Consider the following 16,829-nt stretch of genomic DNA (forward strand, 5'->3'; position numbering starts at 1 on the left):
CTGGAGGTCCCGCATGAAACGGCGATTCCACACTCTTCGACCCCTCGGCCTCGCCGCCGTGGGTGCGGCGGCCCTGGGCATCCTGGGCTGTTCCGGGGCCTCCGGGAGCGGGGAGACTCCGCGCCTGGGCTACACCAATCCGGCGAGCAGCGGGTACCAGCTCGTGGCCGATCCCTCCAGCACGGCCACCCACGTGGTGCTCAACCTCGTCGGCCCCGCCGGCGCGCAGCTCCAGGGCGGCACCTTCGCCCTCACCGCGGACGCCAGCAAGGTGACCTGGTCCACCACGGTCGCCGAGGGCGGGGCCCTCGACCTGGGCTCCGGCGTGAAGCTCATGAAGAGCAAAGTGGACGCGGAATCCCTGCAGGTGGCCATCTACCAGAAGGGCACGACGGCCGCCACCCTGGCCGCGAAGCCCCTCTTCTCCGTCGCCCTGGACCTGAAGGCCGGCGCCAAGGGCGCCGTCGCCCTGAACGCGTCCTCCGCCAAGATCCTCGACGCCTCCGGCGCCACCGTGACGGTGCCCGTGGCCGTCGGCACCCTGACCGCCCAGTAGACCGGACCGGATGAGGAGACACGACATGACGCTCACTTGCTTCCAGTCCTCCAAACGGATCCTCCGGGCCGCGGCCGCCCTCGCGGCGCTCCTGGCGGCGCGGCCGGCCCTGGCCACCGACTACATCTACTGGACCAACTACCTGAACGGCACCATCAGCCGGGCCGTCCTGCCCGCCGGGCCCGTGGATGATCCCTGGATCAAGCCCGCGGTCCTGGGGAACCCCGCGGCCATCGTCACCGACGGCGTGAACGTTTACTGGGTGGACAACGCCGGCGGCAGCCCGCGCATCGGCACGGCTCCCCTCAGCACCCCCGTGGACACCACGGGCACCAATCCCTACGTCCTGTCCGGGGTGAGCTTCAGCACCCAGCTCCGGGGCCTCAGCATCGACACGGACGGGACCGACATCTTCCTCTTCGTGGCCGACTACGGCGGCAAGAAGCTCACGGCCGTGAACCTCACGTCCAAGGCGACGACCACGCTGCTGGACACCTCCACCATCGGCACGGGCATCGATCCGGCCGGCATGCTCCCCGGCGCCTGCCGCATCGATTCCAGCGCCTCCCCCAAGGTCATCTACTGGGGCACGCACACGGGCCAGATCTACAGCACCACCTTCACCTACACCGGGGGCGTCCCGGGGGCCGGCACCACGACCCAGCTCGCGACCGGGTTCCCGGCGGATTCCATCTGGGACCTCTCCTACACCGGCGGGAACCTCTACGCCATGATCTTCGCCAACTTCGGGGATCCCAACAGCGGCATCAACCTGATCAGCGGGGGCATCGGGACGGTGGTCGGCAACGGCGGGCAGGGGTACTCCCAGGGCAACGGCCTCCGCGCGTGGAACGGCAACTTCTACTATTACGATGCCTTCGGCCTTCAGGTCATGCCGGTGGGCGGCGCCTCGCCGACGGTCATCCTCACCCCCGCGGACACCATGGTGGGCGGCATCACCACCGTGACCCCCAACGCCACGGTCGTGTCCCTGACGAGCCTCACGGCCAAGGCTGCCAACGGCAAGGTCACCGTCAGCTGGACCACCGGCTCCGAGGTGGCGACCACGGGCTTCAATGTCCACCGGGCCACCACCCTCGCCGGTCCCTACACCCGGGTCAACGCCGCCCTCATCCCCGCCACCGGCACGAATGTGAGCGGCGCCTCGTACGCCTGGACCGACGCCCAGGTCGCCGCCGGCACCACCTACTTCTACAAGCTGGAGGACGTGGACGCCAAGGGCCAGAGCACCTTCCACGGCCCGGTCTCCGCGCTGGCCGCGAACTCGGCCATCGCCGCCTTCCAGGCCACCCCCGCCAGCATCTTCCTCGGCGGCGGCTCCCTGCTGGCCTGGACCGTGAACGGCGCCAGCGCCCTCCTGGACGGCACGGCCGTGACGGGCGCCAGCCAGTGGGTCGCCCCCACCGCCACCCGGAGTTACACCCTCACCGCCGGCGCCGATTCCGCCGTGACCACGGTGACCGTCAAGGCCTTCGGCCTGGACGACATCGCCGGGCTGGCCAAGGCCTGGGGCCACAAGCGGGGTGAGGCCGCCTACGATCCCTCGTACGACTTGAATGGTGACGGCCAGGTGGACGACACCGACGCCGCGCTCTGCTTCAAGGGCCTGTAGGCCCGGTCCCCCCTCCCCAACCCTCGAGTCCACGTGTAGGAACCATTCATGAAAAACTCAAACGTTGAGAAAAATGGACTTTCCAACGATGCGGTCCTTCCGGCCTACGTGCCGCCGACCGTCACCGTCTACACCAGCCAGGAGATCATCGAGCAGGTGGGCCCGGCCCTGACTTGCAGCCTCCTGCCCTGTCCCGCCGATGCCGCCGGGTGATCGGAGGCTCCCCCTCGCCCCTCAGGGCACCCTCGCGGGTGCCCTGTCTTTTTTGCGGACCTCAACATCTCTTTTTTACCAGGGAGGGGGTGTCGTCCGCCCCCTTTCCCGGGGCTCCCGGGCCCGGTTGCCCGGCCTTTTCCGATAGGATGCTTGCATGGATCAAACGACGGTGGAAGCCACGTACAAGCCCGTCCAGGGCACGCCGGCGGGCGCCTTCCTCGCCTATGTGCCCGAAGGGGCGGACGGGGACGCGATCCTCCTCCACCCCCGCGCGCCCAAGTGGGTCCGGGTGAACCGGACCGCGCGCCGGATCATCACCCGCATGACCGAGCCGGGCGGCAGCGCGGAGGCCGCGGCCCAGGACCTGGCCGCCGCCTACGGCCTCGCGCCGGAAGCGGCCCGCCGGGACGTGGCCGCCGTGGAGGCCGACCTGGTCCGCCACGGCTTCCTGGGGAACAGCGAGGACATGGAGGACAAGCCCCGCTTCGGCTCCCTCTTCCTCATCCTCACCGAGCGCTGCAACCTGGCCTGCGCCCACTGCTACGGGGGCTACCCGGACCGGGAGGAGATGCCCGTGGCCCGGGTGCTGGAGCTCATCGACGAGCTGGTGGCCGGGGGGGGCACCTCCATCACCTTCAGCGGCGGCGAGCCCCTCCTCTACCCGGGTCTGGAGCAGGCGCTGGAACGGGCCGATCCCCACCTGCGCATCCAGCTCTGCACCAACGGCATCCTGATGGACGCGCGTTGGGCGGCGCGCTTGGCCCGCCTGCGGGATCCCCTCATCCAGGTGAGCCTGGACGGGCCCACCTGCGAGATCCACGACGCCGTGCGGGGCCCCCACGCCTTCGACGGGGCCCTGCGGGGCATCCGCCGCCTCCAGGAGGCGGGCCTGGCGGACAAGATCGTCCTGGCCGCCACCATCCAGGCCATCAACAAGGATCACCTCATGGAGATGGTGCACCTGGCCGCGGGCATGGGCGTCTCCAAGCTCCGCTTCCTGCCCCTGCGGCCGGAGGGGACGGCCAAGACCACGTGGGACACCACGGGCGACGGCATGGACACCGCCACGTACGAGCGCATCTTCGACCAGTTCCTCAACGGCACCGAGCGCCTTCCCCGGGGGCTGGAGGTGAGCTGCGGCCTCAGCGGGTTCACCCTGAACCAGGCCGGCGGCAGCGCCGCGGGCGGCCTGGTCTGCTCCGTGGGCCGCAACCTCTGCGTGGAGGCTTCGGGGGAGGCCTATCCCTGCGCCGCCCTGAACCGGGAGAGCATGCGCCTCGGCAACGCCCGCACCGAGTCCCTCGCCGCCATCATCCACGGGGAGGCCCACGCCCGGGTGCACGGCATCAAGCAGCGCCGGATGCACGAGATCGAGGCCTGCTCCCGCTGCCTGTGGCGGCACTTCTGCCAGTCCGGTTGCATGGCCATCGCGGAGAACGAATCGGGCACCGTGTGGGCCCGGGAATCCATCTGCGAGTACCGCCAGCGGGCCTACGCCCGGGCCTTCTCCTCCATCCTCGCGGTGCCGGGACCGGAGGCCTGATGGGGGTGGCGCACTACCAGGTCCTGGATGTGGGGCTCCGCCTGGAGAGCGCCGACGCCGCCTTCCTGGAGGCCTTCCGGGAGGACTACGCCCGGTTCGCCGTGGAGGCCGTCCCGGAGCCCGCGCTGCGCGTGCGCTTCGAGGACGGCCCCGGGGCCTTCCTGGACGTGGACGGGACCCGCACCGACCTGTCGGCCCACCCCACCCCCGCGGGCCAGGCGGCCCTGGACCTGGCCCAGCTGCTCATGGACCGGAACACCGCCTTCACCGTCCTCCACGCGGGCGTGGTGGGCGCCCCGGGCGGCGCCATGGCCGTGTCGGGCCCCTCCGGGGCCGGGAAGACCACCCTGACCCTGGCCCTCCTGGACAGCGGCTGCGCCTACCTGTCGGACGACTTCTGCCCCGTGCACCGGGCGACGGGCCTGGTCCATCCCTTCCCCCGCAGCCTCTGGGTGCGCGCGAAGCCGGGCCAGGCCTCCAGCAACCGGCGCCGCGGCAAGCTCCTCCATCCCCTGGACGGGTCCGCCTTTCCCGTGGAGACCCGGCCCCGGCCCTTGCGCTGGCTGCTCTGCCTCGAGGCCCAGGGCCTGGACGCGGCGCCCAACCGGCTGCGCCTGGCCCCCAAGGCGGGGCAGGGGGAGGCCCTGCTGGCGGAGCTGCGGGCCCTGCCGGGGGTGCGGCTGGCGCCCACCCGGGGCCCGGAGTGGCAGGTGACCTACGGACGGCAGGAAGGCCTCACGGCCGCCGTGACGGCGGTCCTGGAACGCCACGCGGGGGCCGTCTGGCACGCCTACGCCCAGGCGGCGGCGGAGCCGGACTTCGCCCGGGAGGCAGTGCTGGAGCCCCTGACGGCCGCCGAGGCGGCCTTCTTCGTGCTGCGGGAGCTGAAGCACCGCCCCGGCGGCGCCCGCCCGGGAGCCCTCCTCGGCCATCTGATCGAACTCCTGGCAGGCACAGCCTGCTATCGTTTGACCCCAGGACCCCTCGAACGGCGCCTCGCCCTGGCGCGGGGACTCCTGGAGGAAGGCGCATGATCCATTCCCGGTCCTGGATCGCCCGAACCGCGTGCGCGCTGGCGCCGCTGGCCCTGACCCTGGCCTGCGGAGGCGGCGGCGGAGGCGGCGGGCAGCAGGAGACGCCGGGCACCCTCCGCACCACGCGCCTGGAGGTGACCGCGGGGGGCCTCGTGCGGCTGCCCTACGCCACCCTGGCCGCCGCTGGCCTGGCCGAAGGAAGCCTGCGGGTCGCGGGGCTGCGCCTGACCGCCCAGGGCCGGACCCTGCCCCTGGCCACCAGCCACGGGGATGGGGCCACGTTCGCGGCCGGCGACGCCCTGGAATTCCACGCGCCGGTCATGGACACGGCCTACACCGGCACCAACGTCTTCTGGCTCTCCCAGGCCGCGGGCGCCGCCCAGGCCACCCGCGGCGCCGCCCCGGGAACGGGCGCGGCCGCCACCGTCCTGGAGGACGTCCTCCACGTGGAGGAGAACCACACCCTGTGGGGCCTGACGCCGGGCATCCCGGACGCCGATCCCTGGTTCTGGGCCAAGCTTACGGCCCCGGCCGCCAAGGACATCCCCTTCACCCTGCCGGGCCTGGACGAGTCGTCCATCCCCTCCCGGCTCACGGTGCGCATCGCCGGCAAGAGCGCCACGGGCCTCTCCCCCGATCACCACGTGCAGGTGACCCTCAACGGGACCCGGGTCGGGGACCTGACCTGGACGGGCACCGCCGTCTCCGCCCAGGAGCTGGCCGTGCCCGCCGGGGTCCTGGCGGCGGGGACCAACACCCTGAGCCTGGTCCTGCCCGGGGATACCGGCGCCTCCGTGGACCAGGTGCTCCTGGACGCCTTCGAGGTGCGGTACGGCCGGCCCCTGGCGGCCGTGGGCGGGCGCCTCGCCTTCACCCTGCCGGCGGGCGCCTCCGGACCCGTCCGCATCACCGGATTCCCCTCCGCGGACCTGCGCCTGCTGGACGTGACCGACCCCGCGGCCCCCGTCGCCCTGACGGGCTTCACCAAGGTGCAGGACGGCGCCACCTGGACCCTCACCTTCCAGGACGCCTCCGCCGCCACCGCCCGCGCCTGCCTCGCCGTGGCGGCCACCTCGGCCCTGGCGCCGGCCAAGGTGGAGGGGCGAACCCTGGGGGCCCTGCGGGCCGCCACCAACGGCGCGGACTGGATCCTGGTGACGCCCCGGGCCTTCCTGGCCGCCGCGGAGCCGCTGCGGGCCTTCCGCCAGGCCCAGGGCCTCCGGGCCGTCACCGTGGCCGTGGAGGACATCTACGACGAGTTCGGGGCGGGCCTCCCCACCCCCGAGGCCATCAAGGCCTTCCTGGCCTTCGCCCGCACCGGCTGGGTCCAGCCCGCGCCGGCCTACGTGCTCCTGCTGGGGGACGCCACCTACGACTACCGGGACCGCATGGGCACCGGCAAGGCCAGCCAGGTGCCCTGCCACCTGTCAGTCACCGCCCAGCTGGGCCTGACCCCGGACGACAACTGGTACGCCGCCCTGGACGGCGCCTCCGAACTCCCCGTGATGCGCATCGGGCGCCTGCCCGCAGCCTCCGCGGCCCAGGCCGCCCAGATCGTGGCCAAGCTCCTCGCCTACGAGCAGGGCGCCGCGCCCCCCGCCCGGGCCCTCCTGGTCGCGGACAACCTGGACCTGGCCTTCGAGGCGATGGCGGGCCAGGCGATGAACCTGATCCCCGGGACCGTGACGAAGCAGCGCATCGACCTCGACACCTACGCCGACTACGGCCTGGCCAGCGCCGACCTGGTCGCGGCCTTCAACCAGGGCCTCTGCCTCACCTACTATTCCGGGCACGGTGACGTCGCGGACTGGGCCGGGGAGATGGTCCTCAACAACGCCAAGGTGCCCCTCCTCACGAACGCGGGCCAGCTGCCCTTCTCGGTGATGCTGAACTGCCTCAACGGCTGGTTCGCCATGCCCGGCTCGTACAGCCTGGCCGAGACCCTGGTGGCCTCCCCCGCCGGGGGCTCCGTGGGCGCCTTCGCGTCCAGCGGGCTGAGCTACACCTGGGAGCAGGCCCTCCTCCAGGGCCGGCTCCTGCCCCTCCTGTTCCGCGCGGACCGCCCCACCCTGGGCGAGGCCTGCACCCTGGCGCGCATCCAGGCCTACCAGGACGGGGCCAGCCTGGACCTGGTGCGGACCTTCACCCTCATCGGGGATCCCGCCCTGCGCCCGAAGCTGCCCCAATGAGGCGCGACGAGGCGCTCCGGGCCCTCCGGAGCCTGCTGGACGCCGGCCGCCCCTGCACCGTGGACGTGCGGGGGGTGAGCATGGAGCCCTTCCTGCGCGCGGGGGACCGCGTGCGGGTGGAGCGCGCCGACCCGGGCCGGCTGGCCCTGGGGGATCTGGTGGCCTTCGAGGAGGACGGCAACCTGATCGTGCACCGGTTCGCGGGCTGGACCGGGGCCCGCGGAGGCCGCTGGTTCCGCCAGACCGGCGACAACATGATCGGCTTCGGCCTCGTGCCCTCCGAGGCACTCCTGGGCCGGGTGACGGCCCTGGAGACGGGGAGCGGCGTCCGGCGGCTGGACCGGGGCTGGGCCGGCGCGGCCTGCCGCCTGCGGGGCCTGCGGGTCCTCGCCGCCCGGGGGCTGCGGGCGGGCCTGGGCCGGGCCCTGGCCTGGAGGCGCCGGTGAGCGGCGACTGGGGCATCCGCTGCGAGGGCCTCGGCCGGCGCTTCGGGGCCGCGGAGGCCTTGCGCCGGGTGGACCTGGGCGTGCGCCGGGGGAGCCTGGTGGCCCTGGTGGGCAGCAATGGGGCCGGGAAGACCACCCTCATGAAGATCCTGGCCACCCTCCTCCTCCCTTCCGAGGGGCGGGCCGAGATCCTGGGCCTGGACGTCGCGTCCGCCTCCATGGCCTGCCGCCGGGCCATCGGGTACGCCCCCGCCGAGGAGCGCAGCTTCCACGGTCGTCTCACCGTGGCCCAGAACCTGGCGTTCTTCGCGGACCTCCGGGGCGTGGACCCCGCCGTCCAGCGCCGCCGCGCCCCCGCGCTCCTCGAGGCCATGGGCCTGGACCCCGCGGGGCGGGCGCGGTTCTCCGACCTGAGTTCGGGCATGAAGCAGTCCCTGTCCCTCGTGCGGGCCCTCCTCCACGAACCGCCGGTGCTCCTCCTGGACGAGCCCACCCGCAGCCTCAGCCCCGACCTGGCCCGGCGCGTGGGGGACCTGCTCCGCCACGAGGCCCGGAGCCGGGGGCGGACCATCCTCCTCGCCACCCACAACCTGGGCGAGGCCGACGCCGTGGCCGACGAGGTGGCGGTGCTCCACCGGGGCGTCCTGCGCGTCCAGGGCGAGCCCCGGGCCCTCTGCGCGGAACTGGGCCTCCCGGGCGCGTCGGGGGCGGAGGCGGTCTTCATGCACGCGACCGGCGAGGCCCCCGTGGCGGAGGCGCCGTGATCCGCATCCTGCGCGCCCTGGTCCTGCGCGACCTCCGCCACGAGGCGAGCTACCGCCTCCCCTTCGTCCTGACCTTCGTCGGGAACCTCCACATCTTCCTGGTCTTCCTCTTCATCTCCCGGCTCTTCGGGGGCCTGGAGCCCGCGGGACTGGCCGCGTTCAAGGGCGGCTTCTTCCCCTACGTCCTCACGGGCATCGCCATCCAGCAGTACCTGCACCTGGCCCTGAGCACCTACGCCGGCCAGATCCGCGAATCCCAGCTCATGGGGACCTTCGAGGCCGTCCTGGCATGCCCCGTCCCGCTCCCGGCCTACCTCGCGGGCTCGGCCCTCTACGCCTTCGGGCTCAACACCGTCCACGCCCTCCTCTACCTGGTCCTGGGCGTCCTCCTGGGCGGCCTGAGCTTCCCCTGGAGCCAGGTGCCCCTCCTCCTGCTGGTGCTGGCCGCGACGGCGGCGGCCTTCTCCGTCATCGGCATCCTTTCGGCCAGCTACTGCGTGCTCTTCAAGAAGGGGAACCCCCTCACCCTGGTGGCCGTCCTGGCCTCCTCGCTGCTGGGCGGGGTCTACTTCCCCGCCCATGTCCTGCCCGCCTGGATCCGGGGCGTCTGCGCCTGGGTGCCCATGACCCACGCCCTCGACGCCCTCCGGGGCGTCCTCCTCCAGGGGCGGGGCCTGGCCGGCATCGCCGGCTCCCTCCTGATCCTGGCCGCCTGGGCCGTCCTGGGCCTGCCCCTGGCCTGCTGGATCTTCAGCCGGGCGGTGGCCCGGGGCCGTTCGACGGGAAGCCTGGGCCAGTACTGAACCCCGGCGGATATGATGGTTAAACAGTCTTTGCGCCGGCGGGTCTAAACCTGGGAAGGCCGCGGCGCGAAACATGATGGTCAAGGCCTTCCCGTTTCGGCATCATGACACGAGGCTCGAGCCCTCCGAGGATCCCATGGCAGATTCCCCCCTCATCCGTTTGCAGGACATCAAGAAGTATTACCAGATGGGGGACATGGAAGTCCGGGCCCTGGACGGGGTCTCCGTGGACATCCACCGGGGCGAGTACGTGGCGATCATGGGCCCCTCCGGCTCCGGCAAGTCCACGATGATGAACGTCATCGGCTGTCTCGACACCCCCACCTCGGGTCATTACGAACTTAATGGAAAGATGGCCTCGTCCATGTCGGACGACGAGCTGGCCAAGATCCGCAACGAGGAGATCGGCTTCGTCTTCCAGACCTTCAACCTCCTGGCCCGCACCACGGCGGCCCAGAACGTGGAGCTGCCCCTCATCTACGCCGGCATGAAGGCCACCAACCGCAAGGAGCTGGCCATGAAGGCCCTCGAGGCGGTGGGCCTGGGCCTCCGCGCCGACCACATGCCCAACCAGCTCTCCGGCGGCCAGCGCCAGCGCGTGGCCATCGCCCGGGCCCTGGTGAACAACCCCTCCATCCTCCTCGCCGACGAGCCCACCGGCGCCCTCGACACCCGCACGAGCGTGGAGATCATGGCCCTCTTCGAGGAGCTCTACCAGAAGGGGAACACCATCATCCTCGTCACCCACGAGGAGGACATCGCCCGGCACGCCCACCGCATCATCAAGCTCCTGGACGGCCAGGTCATCCACGACGAGCCCAACGACCCCATCACCAGCGCCCAGCACCTGGCGCACCTGCGCATCTGATCACACGGCCGTGACCCGGCCCCGCGGCGGGGCGGGCAGAATGGACGGTCCGGGCCGCCGGCGGCCCCCCGTTCCGGTGGTCCATGCGCGCTTGCCCGTTCATCCTCCCTCTGGTCGCCTCCCTGGCTTTGGGGGCCGTCGGCGTTGACGACGTCCCGGCCACCACGGTCGTGGTCTCGGCCACCCTGGCCCCCGGCACCCTGGCGGAGATCAACCGGGAGGTCCTGGTCCTGGACGCGGAGACGATCCGGGCCATGCCGGTCCGGACCCTGGCGGACGCCCTGGCCCTGGCGGCCACGGTGGACCTGCAGTCCCGGGTGCCCGGAGGCCTGTTCGGGGATCTGCGCATGCGGGGCACCTCCTTCGCCGGCGTCCTCGTCTGCGTGGACGGCGTCCGCTGGAACGACCCCCAGACGGCCCACTTCAACCTGGAGATCCCGGTCCCCCTGGAGCTGGTGGAGCGCATCGAGGTCATGACGGGCAGCCAGTGCACGTTCTTCGGGGCCGACGCGGTGGGCGGGGTCGTGAACATCATCACCCGCAGGCCGGATGGACGCGCCTCGGCCCGGGTGGAGGGGGGCAGCTTCGGCAGCCACGCCGCCTCGGCCCTGGTGGAGGGCCGCCAGGGACCCTGGCGGGGCCGGGCCTGGGCCGGGTACGGCCATTCGGACGGGTTCGCCCCGGACCGGGACGGCAGCCTCGTCCAGGCCGGCCTCGAGGCGGAGCGGGAGCTCCCCCAGGGCCGGGCCCGGGCCCTCTACGCCTACCAGGACAGCCGCTTCGGGGCGCAGGGCTTCTACGGGGCCTACCCCTCCTGGGAATCCACGGCCAGCCACGCCCTCCTGCTCTCGGCCGTGCTGGACCAGGGGGGCTTCGCGGAGCACGCGACCCGGGTGGACGCGGCCTGGCGCCGCCACGACGACAACTTCGTCCTCTACCGGGACCGGCCCGCCCTCTACCAGAACCTGCACCGGGACGACACCTGGCAGGTGAAGGCGGTCTCGGTGCTGCACCGGGGCGGGGGGGCCACCTTCACCGCCGCCCTGGAGGCGGGCCGGGACACCCTGGCCAGCGCCCGCCTCGGCCACCACCAGGTGGACCGCGGGGCCGCGGGGCTGGAGTGGCTCCAGGACCTGGGCGCGGGCCTCACCTTCCAGGCGGGGCTCCGGGGGGACCACAGCTCCGCCTGGGGCGGGGTCCTCACGCCCACCGCGGGCCTCGCCTGGAACGCCACCCGGGACCTCAAGCTGCGGGCCGCCTGGGGCAAGGCCTTCCGGGCCCCCTCCTTCACGGAGCTGTACTACGCCTCCCCCGCCCAGGTGGGGAACCAGGACCTGCGCCCCGAGCGCGCCGAGTCGGTGGAGGCCGGCGCGGACTGGTACGGCCCCGGCGGCACGACCCTGGGCCTCACCCTCTTCCACCGGCGGGACCGGGCGCAGATCGACTGGGTCCGCGCCACCGCCGCGGAACCCTGGCGGGCCGACAACATCGGCACGGTCACGGTGCGGGGCCTCTCCGCCAGCGCCGCCGCGCGCCCCTGGCCCTGGCTGCGCTGCACGGCCGGGATGACCCTCCTGGACGAGAGCCTGCCGCCGGCCTCGTACGCCTCCCGCTACGCCCCCGACTGGGTCCGCCTCCAGGCCAGCCTCACAGCGGACGCCGATCTGGGATCCGCGACGCGCCTGGCCCTGGCCTGGGTCCACAAGCGCCCCGGCCAGGGTGGCCCGCAGCCCAGCCTCCTGGCCCTCCGCCTCACCCGCCGCCTCGGCCCCCTCGAGGTCCAGCTGCGGGCCGAGAACCTGCTGGACCGGCGCGTCCAGGAGATCCCCGGCGTGGACGTCCCCGGCCGCGCCGCCTACCTCGCCCTCGCGTGGCGCCGGAACTGAAGCGGCCAACGCAGGATGTCTAGGCTGTGTTCGGAATCTATAGATTAGATAAATAGTTAACTTGTACTCATACGTAAAGGCTCGTACACCACGAATTTTCCTGGGGTAACGATGCCGAGACGTTTCCTGACCGATGCCATGTGGGCAAAGCTTGAACCGCTCCTTCCGCCAGAGCGTGGAGGGATGGGGCGATCCCGTCACCCCAACCGTCCCATGGTGGAGGCGATCCTGTGGAGGCACAGGACTGGGGCGCCGTGGAGGGACCTGCCGGAGGAATTTGGACCTTGGACAAGCGTGTACACGCGATTTGAGGCCTGGACCAAGCGCGGCGTGTGGCAAAGGATCCTGGAGTTCCTGCGCAAGGAAGCCGACCTGGAGTGGGTCATGCCGGATGGCACCATCCTTCGCGCTCATCAACCTTCAGCAGGCAAAAGGGGGGGCTCTGGAACCAGGCGCTCGGACGATCTCGGGGTGGATGCTCGACCAAGATCCATTTGATCTGCGATGCCCACGGTAATCCTTTGGATTTCCTGGTCACTCCGGGGCAAGCCCATGAAAGCCGGTCTGCTGAAGGATTGCTGTGCGGTTGGCAGGCAGAGTACGTGTTCGGAGATCGGGCCTACGATGGGAACCCGGTAAGGAAGGCGATCGAGGCCATGGGTGCGACAGCCGTCATCCCACCTCATCCCCGGCGCAAGAATCCGGCGGCCTGGGACTCACACCTATACAAGGCCCGCCATGCCATCGAGCATGGGTTCGCCAAGCTCAAACAGTTCAGGGCGCTGGCCACCAGGTTCGACAAAACGGCGCGAAGTTTCTCAGCCCAGGTGGCTTTGGCCTGCATCGTGATCTGGCTGAGGCTATGAGCGGAGGGTGACAAGCGTTCCGGATCCTCATTGATCCTATGAAACGCGGAGGCGCGGAGGATCTCGCAGAGGGTCGCGGAGGAAAGCGCTCCTGGAACCTGCCCCTGGATATCGAGTGGAGGGGGCTTGTGGGCTTGATCCTTTCTCCGCGAGCCTCAGCGAGATCCTCCGCGCCTCCGCGTTCCAATAGGATGCTGCGAATGCGCGGCGCCATCAGGCACTGCAGCACAGACTCACTATTCCAGCTCCTCCATGCTCCGGCACGGATGGGTATTAGCCATTACTATCCTAGATTACGAACACACCCTAGCGGGGCGGGAGGTCCAGGACGGGCAGGCTGAGCCAGGTGGCGAGGCCGGGGCAGCGGTGCACGGTCATGTCCGCGGGGCGGAAGGCTTCCGGCGGGGCCGTGGGAATGGGGACGAAGGTCTGGGGGTTGCGGTCCACGAGGGGGAACCAGGAGCCCTGCACCTGCACGACGAGGCGGTGGCCGCGCCGGAAGGTGTGGCAGACGTCGTTGAGGCTGAATTCGAAGGTCTCGGGCCGGCCCGGGACGAAGGGCTCGGGAGTCGAGGCGCCGCGGCGGTAGCGGCCGCGGAGGACGTCGCCGCGCACGAGCTGGAGGCAACCCCCGAGCTCGTTGGGCTCGGGCTCCCAGGGGTCCCCGCCCGGGGCCGGGGCGGCGTAGTCGTCGGGGTAGCCGTCGATGAGCTTGATCACCCAGTCCCCGTCCGTGCCCGTGGTGGAGACGGCCAGGTGGACCCGGACGGGCCCGGCCACGGTGAGATCGGCCTCCAGGGGCGGGGTGGCGTAGGTGAGCACGTCCGGCCGCCACGCGGCGAAGCGCTGGTCCGCGGCCATGTAGGCCGGGTCCACGTCCAGCTCCGTCGCGGCGGTGTGGGGGACGGGCCGGGCGGGGTCGCTGGTGAAGGTGTCGGCCCCCGGCGTGCCGGGCGGGTCGAAGGCGAGGCCGCCGGCCTCCCGCAGGTAGAGGCGGCGCTCCCGGGCGGCGGGGGGCGGCCAGGCCTCGAAGGCGCGCCAGGCATTGCGCCCGGTCTCGAAGACCCAGGCCCGGGGGAGCCCGGGGTCCGCCTCGCCCTTGAGGTGGTGGAGGAAGAACGGGGCTTCGACGCGGGCCTGGAAGGTGCGGGCCGTGTCGGACCCGAAATCCAGCTTCCCGAAGCGGCGCCCCGGTGTCCGGTGCCAGCCCCCGTGGGACCAGGGGCCCATGACGAGGGTCCGCGCGCCGGCGCCGAGGCGGGGGTCCAGGTGCAGGGGCCCGAAGAGGTCCTCCGCGTCGAACCAGCCCCCCACCGTCAGCACGGCCGGGGCGGGGGCGTGGATGCGGGGCCGGAGGTCCCGGGAGGTCCAGTAGGCGTCCTTGTCGGGGTGGTCCAGGAGGTCCCGCCAGGAGGGGACCTCGCCGCCCAGGAAGGCCGCGTCCGCGCGGGCCAGGGGCCCCAGCTCCAGGAAGAACCGGTAGCCGTCGCCGTGGGCGGGGCGCAGGTCGGGCCCGCCCTCGAACAGCGTGGTGGGCCCGGGGCGGGGCCGGCCGAACCCGGTGTGGAACCAGAAGGCCTGGGCCAGGAAGAGGGCCCCGTTGTGGTGATCGTCGTCCCCCTCCCAGAGGTCGACCATGGGGGCCTGGGGGGAGACCGCCTTCACCGCGGGATGGGGCGCGGCCAGGGCGCAGGCGGCGTAGAAGGCGGGGTACGAGATGCCCCAGAGTCCCACCCGGCCGTTGTTCCGGGGCACGTGGCGGATGAGCCAGTCCACGGTGTCGTAGGCGTCGGTGGCCTCGTCGACGCCGGGGCCGTCCGCGAGGGGCCGGGCCTCCACGAAGGCGCCTCCGCTCATCATGCGGCCCCGCACGTCCTGGCGCACGAAGATGAAGCCGCTGCGGGCGAGGGTCTCGGAGGGGCCGAGGGCCTCGGGCCAGGTGTCGGGGCCGTAGGGGTGGCAGCCGTAGGGCGTGCGCTCCAGGAGGATGGGGAAGGGGCCCTTCCCCGCCCGGGGGGCGTAGATGACCGTGTGGAGCTCGGTGCCGTCCCGCATGGGCACGCGGGCCTCCGTCTTGCGGTAGGCGCTCCGGAGCCAGGCCGAGCCCTGGCCGTGCAGGGCCGCGGCCGCCAGGAGGAGGGCGAGGGCCCTCACGGAAGCACCGGCAGCACCAGCCGCGACGGGAAGCCTGGGCCCACGTGCACCCGCAGCTCCGCGGGCCTGAAGTCGCCGGGGACGGCCTTGTAGATGTCGGTGAAGACCTGGGGATTGCGGTCCATGAGGGGGAACCAGGAGCCCTGCACCTGGACCATGATGCGGTGGCCCTTCCGGAAGGTGTGGCACACGTCGTTGAGGGCGAAGGCCACCTCGGTGGGCTTGCCGGGCCGGAAGGGCTCGGGGCGCTCCAGGCTGTTCCTGAACTTGCCCCGCATGACCTCGCCGCGCAGGAGCTGCTGGTAGCCGCCCAGGTTGCGGCCCGCGGGGCGCCCCGCATCGTCGGGCCACACGTCGATCACCTTCACCACCCAGTCGGCGTCGGTGCCCGTCGTACTCACGAAGAGCTCCGCCCGGAGGGGGCCCGCCAGGGCCAGGTCCCGCTCCAGGGGCGCCGTGCACCACACGGCCACGTCGGGGCGGCGGGCGGCGAACCGCTGGTCGGCGGTCATGTAGTCCGCGGCCATGCCGAGGGTGATGCCGTTGTAGTAGGGGACGGGATGGGCCGGATCGCTCCGCCAGGCCACGGTCCCGGCCTCCGCGGGGGCGGCGAAGCCGAGCCGGCCCCCGGGCTGGAACCACAGTGCCGTGGGGCGGACCTCCGCGGGCGGCCACCGGTCGAAGGCGAGCCAGCGGTTGGTCCCGGTCTGGAAGACGGTGGCCCGGGGCAGGGCCGGGTCCGGAGCGCCCTTGAGGTGGTGGAGGAAGAAGGGGAGCTCGATGCGGGCCTGGAAGTGCCGGGAGGTGGCCGAGCCGAAGGGGATGTCGCCCAGGCGGTCCCCGGGGGTGCGGGCCCAGCCCCCGTGGATCCAGGGGCCCATCACCAGGCGATGGTCCGTGGCGGGGCTCTGGCGCTCCAGGGCCCGGTCCACCTGGAGGCTGCCGAAGAGGTTCTCCGCGTCGAACCAGCCGCCCACCACGAGGACCGCGGGGCGCACGTTCCGCAGGTGGGGGCGCAGGTCCCGGGCCTTCCAGTAGGCGTCCCGGGTCCCGTGGGCCATGACCTCCTCCCAGAAGGGGATTTCCCCCTTCAGGTACTTGGCGTCGGCCTGGGGGAGGGGGCCCATGGCCAGGAAGAAGCCGTAGCCGTCCCCGGTCCCGTGCTGGAAGGGCTCGGGCCAGCGGGTCGTGGGACCGGGCCGGGGCCGGCCGAAGTTGACGATGAAATTGAACAGGTGCGGGAGCCAGAGGGCGCCGTTGCGGTGGAAGTCGTCCCCCTCGAACCAGTCGGCGATGGGCGCCTGGGGGCTGACGGCGACCATGGCCGGGTGGGCCTGGGCGAGGGCCGCCGCCGCGTAGAAGGCGGGGTAGCTGATGCCCCACTGGCCGACGCGGCCGTTGTGGCCCTCCACGTGGTCCAGGAGCCAGGCCACCGTGTCCCAGGTGTCGGTGGCCTCGTCGATGCCCGGGGCCCCGTCCAGGCAGGGCGTCAGGTCCACGAAGGTCCCTTCGCTCATCATCCGGCCGCGCACGTCCTGGTGCACGAAGATGAAGCCCTCCTGGTCGAAGAGCTCGGACGGGCCGAGGACATCGGGGTAGCCCTCCGGGCCGTACGGCCCCACCCCGTAGGGGGTGCGCTCCAGGAGGATGGGCAGGGGCCCCCGGGCCTCGACCGGGGTGTAGATGGCGGTGAAGAGGCGCCGGCCGTCGCGCATGGGCACGAGGACCTCGCGCTTGCGGTAGTGCTCCCGGTTCCAGGCCGCGCCCTGGGCGCCGGCGACGACGGCGGCCAGGGCCAGGATGGGCGCCCATGCGCGCCGGAGCCGTGTCATGTCGATCCTCCCCCCGGGCCCCGCCACGGGGCGCCTGGT

Annotated in this window: 13 protein-coding genes and 1 pseudogene; 12 read left to right on the forward strand and 2 right to left on the reverse strand. The window is 72.3% G+C overall.

What is annotated here, in order from left to right; genetic code table 11:
• Window positions 1-13: 13 nt before the first annotated feature.
• The 12 genes and pseudogenes from R2J75_RS04575 to R2J75_RS04630 all read left to right on the forward strand — a co-directional run bounded on the left by R2J75_RS04575 (window position 14) and on the right by R2J75_RS04630 (window position 12,804).
• Window positions 14-556, forward strand: coding sequence for a hypothetical protein (locus R2J75_RS04575; protein WP_316411162.1), 543 nt, complete (start codon window positions 14-16; stop codon window positions 554-556).
• A gap of 25 nt (window positions 557-581) precedes the next feature.
• Window positions 582-2,189, forward strand: a complete 1,608-nt coding sequence (locus tag R2J75_RS04580; RefSeq protein WP_316411163.1) for a hypothetical protein — start codon at window positions 582-584, stop codon at window positions 2,187-2,189.
• A gap of 48 nt (window positions 2,190-2,237) precedes the next feature.
• Window positions 2,238-2,402 carry a hypothetical protein gene (locus tag R2J75_RS04585; RefSeq protein WP_243329467.1) on the forward strand — a complete coding sequence of 55 codons (165 nt, stop codon included), beginning with the start codon at window positions 2,238-2,240 and terminating at the stop codon, window positions 2,400-2,402.
• 157 nt (window positions 2,403-2,559) lie between these two features.
• Window positions 2,560-3,948: a radical SAM/SPASM domain-containing protein gene (locus R2J75_RS04590; RefSeq protein WP_243329468.1), complete on the forward strand. Its 1,389-nt coding sequence runs from the start codon at window positions 2,560-2,562 to the stop codon at window positions 3,946-3,948.
• Complete coding sequence (locus R2J75_RS04595; RefSeq protein ID WP_243329469.1) at window positions 3,948-4,982, forward strand: hypothetical protein; 1,035 nt, start codon at window positions 3,948-3,950, stop codon at window positions 4,980-4,982. Before R2J75_RS04590 ends, R2J75_RS04595 begins: the two co-directional genes overlap by 1 nt.
• Complete coding sequence (locus tag R2J75_RS04600; protein WP_243346622.1) at window positions 4,979-7,171, forward strand: C25 family cysteine peptidase; 2,193 nt, start codon at window positions 4,979-4,981, stop codon at window positions 7,169-7,171. Before R2J75_RS04595 ends, R2J75_RS04600 begins: the two co-directional genes overlap by 4 nt.
• Complete coding sequence (locus R2J75_RS04605; RefSeq protein ID WP_243329472.1) at window positions 7,168-7,617, forward strand: S24/S26 family peptidase; 450 nt, start codon at window positions 7,168-7,170, stop codon at window positions 7,615-7,617. The genes R2J75_RS04600 and R2J75_RS04605 overlap by 4 nt, the downstream gene beginning before the upstream one ends.
• Window positions 7,614-8,381 carry an ABC transporter ATP-binding protein gene (locus tag R2J75_RS04610; RefSeq protein ID WP_316411164.1) on the forward strand — a complete coding sequence of 256 codons (768 nt, stop codon included), beginning with the start codon at window positions 7,614-7,616 and terminating at the stop codon, window positions 8,379-8,381. Before R2J75_RS04605 ends, R2J75_RS04610 begins: the two co-directional genes overlap by 4 nt.
• Window positions 8,378-9,184 (forward strand): ABC transporter permease, encoded by an 807-nt coding sequence (locus R2J75_RS04615; RefSeq protein WP_243329476.1) that lies wholly within the window; start codon window positions 8,378-8,380, stop codon window positions 9,182-9,184. Before R2J75_RS04610 ends, R2J75_RS04615 begins: the two co-directional genes overlap by 4 nt.
• A 136-nt stretch (window positions 9,185-9,320) precedes the next feature.
• Window positions 9,321-10,052, forward strand: coding sequence for an ABC transporter ATP-binding protein (locus tag R2J75_RS04620; RefSeq protein ID WP_243329477.1), 732 nt, complete (start codon window positions 9,321-9,323; stop codon window positions 10,050-10,052).
• 83 nt (window positions 10,053-10,135) lie between these two features.
• Window positions 10,136-11,938 (forward strand): TonB-dependent receptor plug domain-containing protein, encoded by a 1,803-nt coding sequence (locus tag R2J75_RS04625; RefSeq protein WP_243329480.1) that lies wholly within the window; start codon window positions 10,136-10,138, stop codon window positions 11,936-11,938.
• Window positions 11,939-12,076: 138 nt separating this feature from the next.
• Window positions 12,077-12,804: pseudogene (locus R2J75_RS04630) on the forward strand (IS5 family transposase).
• A 306-nt stretch (window positions 12,805-13,110) separates the two neighbouring features.
• Here the strand turns inward: R2J75_RS04630 and R2J75_RS04635 are convergent.
• Together R2J75_RS04635 and R2J75_RS04640 are read right to left on the reverse strand one after the other, a co-directional pair.
• A complete protein-coding gene (locus R2J75_RS04635; RefSeq protein ID WP_316411165.1) occupies window positions 13,111-14,958 on the reverse strand; it encodes a CocE/NonD family hydrolase in 1,848 nt (615 codons plus the stop codon).
• On the reverse strand, window positions 14,955-16,790 hold the full coding sequence (locus R2J75_RS04640) for a CocE/NonD family hydrolase (protein WP_316411166.1): 1,836 nt from the start codon (window positions 16,788-16,790) through the stop codon (window positions 14,955-14,957). Before R2J75_RS04640 ends, R2J75_RS04635 begins: the two co-directional genes overlap by 4 nt.
• Window positions 16,791-16,829: the final 39 nt, after the last annotated feature.

Source organism: Mesoterricola sediminis, from assembly GCF_030295425.1.
Lineage (GTDB): Bacteria > Acidobacteriota > Holophagae > Holophagales > Holophagaceae > Mesoterricola > Mesoterricola sediminis.